The organism is Kitasatospora sp. NPDC127116 (assembly GCF_042677365.1).
GTDB lineage: Bacteria > Actinomycetota > Actinomycetes > Streptomycetales > Streptomycetaceae > Kitasatospora > Kitasatospora lactacystinica.
Map to the genome: position 1 here is coordinate 122,593 of NZ_JBHXTL010000010.1, position 9,211 is coordinate 131,803.

Annotated in this window: 8 protein-coding genes; 5 read left to right on the forward strand and 3 right to left on the reverse strand. The window is 72.2% G+C overall.

The window, feature by feature from the left end; all coding sequences use genetic code 11:
* Positions 1-13 precede the first annotated feature (13 nt).
* Both ACFVHV_RS06950 and ACFVHV_RS06955 read right to left on the reverse strand, forming a co-directional pair.
* On the reverse strand, positions 14-673 hold the full coding sequence (locus ACFVHV_RS06950) for a response regulator (protein ID WP_380349370.1): 660 nt from the start codon (positions 671-673) through the stop codon (positions 14-16).
* A 44-nt stretch (positions 674-717) separates the two neighbouring features.
* Positions 718-2,100 carry a sensor histidine kinase gene (locus ACFVHV_RS06955; protein WP_380349340.1) on the reverse strand — a complete coding sequence of 461 codons (1,383 nt, stop codon included), beginning with the start codon at positions 2,098-2,100 and terminating at the stop codon, positions 718-720.
* A gap of 201 nt (positions 2,101-2,301) precedes the next feature.
* Here ACFVHV_RS06955 and ACFVHV_RS06960 point away from each other — a divergent pair, with 201 nt between their 5' ends.
* The 3 genes from ACFVHV_RS06960 to ACFVHV_RS06970 all read left to right on the forward strand — a co-directional run bounded on the left by ACFVHV_RS06960 (position 2,302) and on the right by ACFVHV_RS06970 (position 4,821).
* Positions 2,302-3,219 carry an ABC transporter ATP-binding protein gene (locus ACFVHV_RS06960; RefSeq protein WP_380349343.1) on the forward strand — a complete coding sequence of 306 codons (918 nt, stop codon included), beginning with the start codon at positions 2,302-2,304 and terminating at the stop codon, positions 3,217-3,219.
* Between the two features lie 65 nt (positions 3,220-3,284).
* Complete coding sequence (locus tag ACFVHV_RS06965) at positions 3,285-4,034, forward strand: ABC transporter permease (RefSeq protein WP_380349346.1); 750 nt, start codon at positions 3,285-3,287, stop codon at positions 4,032-4,034.
* Between the two features lie 43 nt (positions 4,035-4,077).
* Positions 4,078-4,821, forward strand: coding sequence for a hypothetical protein (locus tag ACFVHV_RS06970; RefSeq protein ID WP_359898633.1), 744 nt, complete (start codon positions 4,078-4,080; stop codon positions 4,819-4,821).
* Between the two features lie 356 nt (positions 4,822-5,177).
* On the opposite strand, the gene ACFVHV_RS06975 is transcribed toward ACFVHV_RS06970, so the two are convergent.
* On the reverse strand, positions 5,178-6,317 hold the full coding sequence (locus tag ACFVHV_RS06975; protein ID WP_359898635.1) for a helix-turn-helix domain-containing protein: 1,140 nt from the start codon (positions 6,315-6,317) through the stop codon (positions 5,178-5,180).
* 87 nt (positions 6,318-6,404) lie between these two features.
* Here ACFVHV_RS06975 and ACFVHV_RS06980 point away from each other — a divergent pair, with 87 nt between their 5' ends.
* Positions 6,405-7,496 carry a ferredoxin reductase gene (locus ACFVHV_RS06980; protein ID WP_380349349.1) on the forward strand — a complete coding sequence of 364 codons (1,092 nt, stop codon included), beginning with the start codon at positions 6,405-6,407 and terminating at the stop codon, positions 7,494-7,496.
* Positions 7,497-7,501: 5 nt separating this feature from the next.
* Positions 7,502-8,620, forward strand: a complete 1,119-nt coding sequence (locus ACFVHV_RS06985; protein WP_359898638.1) for an acyl-CoA desaturase — start codon at positions 7,502-7,504, stop codon at positions 8,618-8,620.
* Positions 8,621-9,211: the final 591 nt, after the last annotated feature.

Sequence of the window (9,211 nt, forward strand, 5' to 3'; positions counted from 1 at the left end):
CCCCCCGACGCGATCACTCCGCCGGCTCGACGAACCCCGACTCGTACGCCGCGATCACCGCCTGGGTGCGGTCCCGCGCGCCCAGCTTCGCCAGCACGCTGCTGACGTGCGTCTTCACGGTCTGCACGCCGAGGAACAGCCGCTCGGCGATCTCCCCGTTGCTGAGGCCGCGCGCGACCAGCCGCAGCACCTCCGCCTCGCGCTCGGTCAGCGCCGCCCGCTCCATCGCCGCACGGGCGGTCGGGTTGCCGTGCCCGGCCGCCAGGCGGCGGATCGCGGCCGGGAACAGCAGCGACTCGCCCGCCGCCACCAGCCGTACCGCCTGGGCGATCTCGGCCGGGCGGGTGCGCTTGAGCAGGAAGCCGTCCGCACCCGCGCGCAGCGCCTGGTAGACGTAGTCGTCGTTCTCGAAGGTGGTCACGACCAGGATCCGCGGCGGGCGCTCACCCGGTGCGCCGGGGCGCAGCAGCTCACGGGTGGCGGCCAGGCCGTCCAGCACCGGCATCCGGACGTCCATCAGCACGACGTGCGGACGCAACGCGCGGGCCAGGGCGACGGCTTCCGCTCCGTCGGACGCCTCGCCGACCACCCGCAGGTCCCCCTGCGCCTCCAGGACGGCCCGCAGACCGGCCCGGACCAGTTCCTCGTCGTCGGCGAGCAGGATGTCCGTCATCCCGGCGGCTCCTCCGGCCGGACCTGCCATCGCAAGATCGTTCGTCACGAGCCCAAGCGTAGGGGCAGGCGCACGGCAAGCACCCACTCCCCGCTCCCCTCCTCGAACGGCCCGGCCACCCCCGCCGCGGCCCCTGCCACGGCCCCTGCCGCCGTGCCCGCCGCTGCCGTGCCTACCGCCGCCGTGCCCGCCGCCGAAAGCCCCGCCTCCGCCTCCCCGCCGAGCAGCGTGGCGCGTTCGCGGATTCCGCGCAGTCCCTTTCCGCCCTTGCGCGTCGCATACCTGCCCGCCCCGCCCGCTCCGCCCGCCGGAGGCCGCGTCGCTCCGTTCGCTGAACGTCCGGCGCCGGGCAGCCGGTTGGCGCAGCGCAGCTCCAACCGGCCGTCCCGCACGGCGATCCGGATGTCGATCGGCTCGCCCGGTGCGTACTTGAGCGCGTTGGTGACGCCCTCCTGGACGATCCGGTACGACTCGCGGGAGAGCACTCCGGGCAGGGTGCCGGGCTTCACGTCGCCCCGCGCCTCCACCGGGCTGCCAGCCGCCCTGGCGGTGTCGAACAGCGTGGGCAGCTGGTCGATCCCGGGCTGTTCGGTGGCCACGCCGTTCGCCCCGGCCGGGGTCTCGCGCAGCAGCACGAGGGTGCGTTCGAGGTCCTCCATGGCCTGTCGGCCGGTCTCCTCGATGACTTCGAGCGCCTTGGCGACGAAGTCCCGGTCCCCGACCTCGCGCGCCGCGCCCGCCTGAAGGACGGTCACCGTCAGGGCGTGGCCGATCGAGTCGTGCAGCTCGCGGGCCAGGCGGTTGCGTTCCAGGAGCCGTTCGGCCCGCAGCTCCGCCTCGGCCAGCCGCTCGGCCGGGGAGGGGCCCAGCAGCCGTATCGCCATGGCGAGTTGGAGACGGCCCGCGCACACCAGGAACCAGCCGAAGCCGAGGACCGCCAACGGTACGAGCGGGAGGTACCAGAGAGCGTCCGGGCCGGTCAGCCGGTCGAAGGCCCCGGTGATCCCGAAGACCAGCGGGAACCCGACCGCCGAACCCAGCGCGACCCGCCCGATCAGCCAGCCGGCCGTCCGCCGCCGGTCGGCCCAGGTGAGGGAGGGCTCGGTGGCGATGTCCTCCTCGCGGTCGGGCACCAGCAGCAGCCGCGCCTGCACCCCCTCGGCCCGGCGGGCGGCCGGTATGAGCGCGGCCAGCGCGAGCAGCACGACGTCCACCGAGACGCCCGCCATCAGGATCTCGCCGAGGCCCTTGTGGTACGTCCCCGGATAGACCATCAGCACGATGCCCGCGAAGAACCACCCCACCAGCAGGTGCAGCATCCGTGCGTAGGTGGTGCCGGCCACCAGCGGCGCGAAGAGCCCGGACACCGCGCTCAGCGGCGCCGCGGTCACGGACACCGCGCTCTTCAGCACTGCGATCTTGGACATCGGGCCATCCTGCCAGTCCGCCCCCGGCTCCCGACTCCCGCTCCGGTCGCCCGCGATCTCCCTCCCGGGAGGGAGGCGGCTCCCCGCCCCGGCGGGATCCGCCGCACCGGCCCGCTCCGGTCGAATGGAACCACCGCCCGGGGCCGACCACAGCGAGCACCGGCGAAGACCGCCAAGACGACGAGACGAGGGGAGCGGGCCGTGATCGAGATCCAGGGCCTGACCAAGGAGTACGACGGCCGGCGCGTCGTCGACGACCTGACCTTCGAGGTGCGACCCGGCGTGGTGACCGGCTTCCTCGGCCCGAACGGCGCCGGCAAGAGCACCACCATGCGCCTGGTCCTCGGCCTCGACCGGCCGACCGCCGGGCACGCCCTGGTCGACGGCCGCCCCTACGTCGAACTGCCCGACCCGCTGCGGACGGTCGGAGCGCTGCTGGACGCCCAGGCACTGCACGGCGGCCGGACCGCGCACGGCCACCTGCGCTGGCTCGCCGCGAGCAACGGGCTGCCGGCCCGCCGGGTGGACGAGGTGCTCGGCCAGGTCGGCCTGGCGGACGCGGCCGCACGGCGGATCCGGGGCTTCTCGCTCGGCATGCGCCAGCGTCTCGGGGTGGCCGCCGCACTGCTCGGCGACCCGCCGGTGCTGTTGCTGGACGAGCCCGTGAACGGCCTGGACCCGGAGGGCATCCGCTGGATCCGCACCCTGCTCCGCGATCTGGCCGCCGAGGGCCGGGCGGTGCTGGTCTCCTCCCACCTGATGACCGAAATGGCGCTCACCGCCGACCACTTGGTGGTGATCGGGCGCGGCCGCCTGCTGGCCGACGCCGCCACCTCCGAGTTCATCGACCACCACGGCCGGACCCGGATCAGGGTCCGCGCCGTCGACCCGACCAAGCTCGCCGCCCTGCTCCGCGACCCCGGACACGGCCTCGACGCCACCGAAGTCGCCGGCGGCGCCTGGGAGGTGAGCGGCACCGAACCCGAGCGGATCGCCGCGCTCGCCGCCGCCGACGGCGTGGTGCTGTACGAGATCGCCGTGCAACAGGACTCCCTGGAGGAAGCGTTCATGCGGATGACGGCCGACAGCGTCGAGTACCGTGCGGAGGCCGCCGCGTGAACGCCTCGACCCCTGCCGTGACGTCCGCCGCGACATCCGCGGTGGCATCCGCCGCGACATCCGTCGTGACGTCTTCCGGGTCCCCTGCCGTCAACGCCCTGCGCGCCGAGTGGATCAAGCTCACCACGCTCCGCTCGCTCTGGATCACCCCGCTGCTCGCCCTGGTGCTCACCGCGGGCGTCACCGCCGCCGTCGGCGCGGCCCTGGGCGGCAAGGACCACAACATCACCGACGACCCAGGTGTCGGCGTCTTCTACGGCCTCAACTTCGGCCAGGCGGCGCTGACCTGCTTCGGCATCCTGCTGATCGGGCAGGAGTTCAACACCCGCATGATCGGCACCTCGCTCACCGCCGTCCCGCGACGCGGCCGGCTCTACGGCGCCAAGCTCACGCTCGGCGCACTGGTCGGCCTGGTGGTCGGCGCCGTCGGCACGGCGGGCGCCTTCGCCGGATACGCGGCCTCCGTCCCCGCCGACTGGGACGGGCCCGCCTTCGTCCGCACCGCCGTCGCCGGGGTGCTCTACCAGACGCTGGTGGTGGTGCTCTGCCTCGGAACGACCGCCGTGCTGGGCAACCTCACCGCCGCCATGGGGCTGCTGGTCCCGACCCTCTTCCTGCTCTCACCACTGCTCGGCGGAGTCCCGGGGGTGCGCCGGGTGGTGCAGTTCCTGCCCGACCGGGCCGGCCAGTACGCCCTGCGGTACGTCGACGACCCGCAGATCGCCTACGGCCACTGGACCGGGCTGCTGATCATGGCGCTCTGGACCGCCCTGGCGGCGTACGGCGGCCTGCGGGCGATGCGGCGCGCCAAGTGACCACGGGCGAACAGGACATGGGAGACGGGACATGGGAGCGACGATGAGCACGATGGCCGACGCGGTTCGCGCCGAACGGGTCAAGTTCACCACCCTGCCCTCGCAGTGGGCGGCCCCGCTGGTCGCCCTGGCGCTGACGGTCGGCGTCACGGCGGCCGTCAACGCCGCCTACGGGGCGAAGGACCACACGGCCGGCGAGGACCCGGCCGGGGGGATCTTCTACGGACTGCTCTTCGGGCACGTCGCGGTGGCCTGCCTCGGCATCCTGCTGGTGGGGCAGGAGTTCAACACCCGCATGATCGGCACCTCGCTCACCGCCGTCCCCCGGCGCGGCCGACTGTACGGCGCCAAGCTCGCGCTCGGCACCGGGCTGGGCCTGCTGCTCGGGCTGGCCTCGACGGCGGGTTCGTTCCTGGTCGTCGGCGCCACCGTCGGCCTGGACCTCTCCACCCCGGGCCTGACCCGCAGCTTCCTGGCCGGCGTGCTGTACCACCCGATGATGGTGCTGATCTGCCTCGGACTGACCGCGATGCTGGGCAACTTCAGCGCCGCGCTCGGCCTGCTGACCCCGATGGTGTTCCTGGGCACCACCTGGCTGGCCGCCATCCCCGGTGTCCGCGAACTCGGCCAGTTCCTGCCCGACCGGGCCGGCCTGTACGCGATGCGCACCCAGCCCGAGCCGGGCGTCCACTACGGCCACTGGACCGGGCTGCTGATCATGGCGCTCTGGACCGCCCTGGCGGCGTACGGCGGACTGCGGGCGATGCGGCGGTACGAGCCGAGCTGACGGGCGACGGGGGGAACAGTGGACGGATGACAGATGACGGATGACAGATTTCAAAATCTGTCATCCGTTCGCTGTTATCTGTTGGCCGTCATCTGTTCGCCGCCGTTCGTCGCCGCCACCCGTCGCCCGCCACCCGCCACCCGTCGCCCGACACCCGCCACCCGAGAGCCGCCCGACACCCGCCCGGCCCCGCCGCCACCGCAGCGCCGGATGCTCCGCGATCACCGTGCAGCTGCCCGGCGCGATCTCCCTGCGCCCGAGTCCTGCACCCGGATGCAGGACCCGGACCGACACCGAGAACGAGGCAGGATTCCTGGCCCGCTCGCGGACGCAGTCGTGGACGGTCGAAGTACGCGTCAGCTGCCCCGAAGACCCACCGCCATGGTCAGTTCAAGGACGCGGTCCGGCGAGGCGAGATCCGGAAACAGCTCCCGCAGCTGCGACATCCGGTACCGGACGGTCTGAGGATGGACGAACAACGCCGCCGCCACCTCGTCCCGCCTGCCCTGGTGCAGCAGCCACGCCCGCAACGTCTCCTCCAGTCGCCCCGCGGTCGCGACGGGCAAGGCCCGCAACGGCGCGAGGGCTCGGGCACGCAGGTCTGCGAACGCGTCCACGTCCGCGCTCAGCACCAGCTCGGGCAGGTGGTCCTCGGTGTCGCGAATCTCAGCGGAAAGGGAGCGCGCGCGTACGGCCCGGGCGTACGAGGCGGACGCACGAGTCCATGGCCGTGCCGGGCCGACCACGGCGGTGCGGCCGGTCAGCTGCCGCAGGAGGTGCGGTCGGTCGGCATCGGGGACGAGCAGCACACCGGTGGCGTCCGGCAGGTCGTCGAGGACGAGAGTGCCCGGGTCGAGCACGCGGTAGGCAGGCCGGGCCTGGGCGGCGGGCAGCAGGACCACGGTCAGCGAAACCGGGGGCTGCCACCCGGCCCGTTGAACAGCGGCCAGCAGCACGTCCGGACTCGCGCCGGCGAGGAGGTCGCGGGCCAGGTGTTCCAGGTGGCGCTCGTGGGCCCTGCCCCGGGCGGCCAGTTCGTCGGCATGGCCCGCGGCGCTCGCGGCGGAGAGCTCGTCGATGTAGGCGAAGGTCAGCTCGGCGAACTTGGCGACCTCGGCGGCGGGCAGACCCGCGGGTACGGCACCCGCTGCCAGGCATCGCCATGCCACGCGGGCGCCGACGCGGTAGGCGCTGAGCAGGGCGTCCATCGAGCGGCCGTCGCGCACCTCGCCGCGGCCGAGCTCGTAGGCCGCGTCACCGGCGTCGCCACTCGTGGCGTTCCCGCTCGCGAGGTCCAGGTAGTGACCCAGGGTGGTTCGGACGGCCCGGCGGATGGTGCCGCCCATGCGGCCCGAAAGCGCGTTGGCATAGGGCGGGACCTCGTCAATGATCGCCTGGACGACCTCGTCGGCGGTGGCCGTCAGCGCGGCCCGAAGAGCGGTGACCGTCGTCTCATCCAGGACCAGTTCGGCGGCCCTCCTGATTGCATGGCTCACGTTTTTGTTCCCTACGAACAATTCAGCCGACCAGATTCACATCCTACGGTCAGGACTTTACGCCCTGAGGCGCAGCAAGCTGGGGTCATGACGAGTGCAGCCCTCCGCAGCAGGGCATGGAAGCTGCTGGAGATGGTCACGACGCCGCTGCTGCCGTCGGACTACCTCGACCTGGTCAGCCCGCTGCGTGCGGGCGCCGACCTGCGTGGGCGCATCGAGGCCGTGCACCCCGAGACGGCTGACGCAGCGACCATCGTGATCAGGCCGGGACGGGGCTGGCGCGGCCACACAGCCGGTCAGTACGTGCGGATCGGGGTCGACGTCGACGGGAGGCGCCTGTGGCGTGGCTACTCCATCACCTCACCGACAGACCGCCGGGACGGCCGCATCACGATCACCGTGAAGGCGATCCCGGACGGCAAGGTCAGCAACCACCTCGTCCACAGGGCGACACCGGGCACGCTGATCCAGCTCGACCAGCCGACCGGTGACTTCGTGCTGCCGCATGCCAAGCCCGCCAAGGTGCTCTACCTGACGGCCGGCAGCGGCATCACGCCCGTGATGGGCATGCTGCGCGATACCGAGGTCGACGACGTCGTCCTGGTCCACTGCGCACCACAGCCGCAAGACGTGATCTTCCGCGACGAACTGCACGGCCTGGTCGCGGACAAGAAGCTGCGCCTCACGGAGGTGCACACCGACACAGACGGCAGGCTCGACATCGCCCGTCTCGGCGAACTCGTGCCCGACTGGGCCGAGCGCGAGACCTGGGCCTGCGGGCCTGCGGGCCTGCTCGACGCCGCAGAGGAGCACTGGACCGAGAACGGCGTCCAAGAGCGCCTGCACACCGAACGCTTCCGCCCCCGCATCGCCGGCGACGGCAACGGCAACGGCAACGGCAACAGCGACGGCGGCAGCGACGGCGGCGAGGTCACGTTCAGCGCCAGCGGCAAGACCGTCGACGCGGACGGCGCCACGCCCTTGCTGGACATCGGCGAGGAGGCCGGCGTGCTCATGCCCTCCGGGTGCCGCATGGGCATCTGCTTCGGCTGCGTCACGCCGCTCAAGGCGGGCGCCGTCCGCGACCTGCGCACCGGCGAGATCACCGAGGCCGAGCCGGGTGTCCTCATCCAGACCTGCGTGTCCGCCGCGGCGGGCCCCTGCGACATCGAACGGTAGGCACCTTGACCGCCATCGACCCCACCGCCCACCTGACCGCCGAGCAGATCGAGGAGCTAGGCCGCGAGCTGGACGCGATCCGCGACGAGGTGCTCGCCGACCGGGGCGAGAAGGACGCCGCGTACATCCGCAAGGTCATCTCGGCGCAGCGCAAGCTCGAACTGGCCAGCAGGGGCGTGCTGCTGTTCTCGATCTTCCCGCCCGCATGGCTGATCGGCACCGCCGGCCTGTCCGTGGCGAAGATCATGGAGAACATGGAGATCGGCCACAACGTCCTGCACGGCCAGTGGGACTGGATGCGGGACCCGAAGATCCACTCCACCACCTGGGAGTGGGACCACGTCTCGCCGGCCGAGCAGTGGAAGCACTCGCACAACGAGCTGCACCACACGTACACCAACGTGATCGGCAAGGACAACGACCTCGGCTACGGCATCATGCGCGTCGACGAGGACCAGAAGTGGCACCCGCTCCACCTCGGCCAGCCGCTGTGGAACTTCGTCAACGCCTGCTTCTTCGAGTACGGCATCGCAGCGTACGACCTCGAACTCGGCAAGAACCTGCACAAGCGCCGCCGCAGGAACCCGGAGTTCCGCGCGCGGGCCAAGGCCGTGGGCCGCAAGATCCGCAAGCAGGTGCTCAAGGACTACGTGATCCACCCGCTGCTGTCGGGCCCGTCGTTCCTCACCACGCTCGCCGCCACGTTCACCGCGAACCTGGTCCGCAACATCTGGTCCCACTCGGTGATCATGTGCGGGCACTTCCCCGAGGGCGTACAGGTCTTCGAGCGCCAGTCGGTCGAGGGCGAGACGCGCGGCCAGTGGTACCTGCGCCAGATGATGGGCTCGGCGAACATCAGCGGCAGCAGGGCCATGCACTTCATGACGGGCAACCTGTCTCACCAGATCGAGCACCACCTGTTCCCGGACCTGCCGAGCAACCGGTACGCCGAAGTCGCGGTGAAGGTGCGCGCGCTGTTCGAAAAGTACGAGCTGGAGTACGTCACCGGGCCGCTGCCCAAGCAGGTGTTCTCCGCGTGGCACAAGGTCTTCCGGCTCTCGCTGCCGAACAAGAAGCCCAAGGTCAAGACACCGGCCCGCGAGAAGGAGCTCGTCGCGGCCTGATTCCCGGTACTGGTTTCTCCGGGCGGCGATTGCCGAAGCCGCCCGCCGAGCCCCTGGTGACCACCGCCCACCGGCGCCCGTCCGACGGACAGGTCGGGGCAGGGTCACACCGTTTGCGGGGACGCCTACCCGCCTTGCCCGGCAGAGGGAGTGCCGCCCCCACCCCCTCCAGGAAGACCTGCCGGAAGCATGCGACTGCCGGGAACGCGCGCCTCGCGGTTGACCGGCAGGTCGCGGAAGCATCCGGGATCCGCATCAACCCGGTCTGCGGCGGCCGGGCAGTCGTCGTGCAGCCGTCGGCGTGCATCTGTGGACGCCGAGGGCCCGTTCCCGCGGGTGCCGTTCCTCGGCGACGGCCCCGACACCGTGGAACGACGGCCGTGCGCGGCGACCCGGGCCAGGTGGGCGGTCCGCGCCGGCTCGAACGGCGGCGGCACGGCGAGGGGTCCCACCGACCGGTGGGACCCCTGCGCGCGGGTGGGTCAGCCCGTTGCCTCCGCCGTCGGCCGGACGGCGACCGCGTCGATCTCGAAGAGCATCCCCGGCAGGGCGAGCGAGGCGACCCCGCTGAGCGTCTGCGCGGGCAGCCGG

Bases quoted from the DNA above. Each gene is read 5' to 3' on its own strand.
- ACFVHV_RS06950 (WP_380349370.1), bottom strand. From the start codon at position 673: ATGACGGACATCCTGCTCGCCGACGACGAGGAACTGGTCCGGGCCGGT.
- ACFVHV_RS06955 (WP_380349340.1), bottom strand. From the start codon at position 2,100: ATGTCCAAGATCGCAGTGCTGAAGAGCGCGGTGTCCGTGACCGCGGCG.
- ACFVHV_RS06970 (WP_359898633.1), top strand. From the start codon at position 4,078: ATGAGCACGATGGCCGACGCGGTTCGCGCCGAACGGGTCAAGTTCACC.
- ACFVHV_RS06980 (WP_380349349.1), top strand. From the start codon at position 6,405: ATGACGAGTGCAGCCCTCCGCAGCAGGGCATGGAAGCTGCTGGAGATG.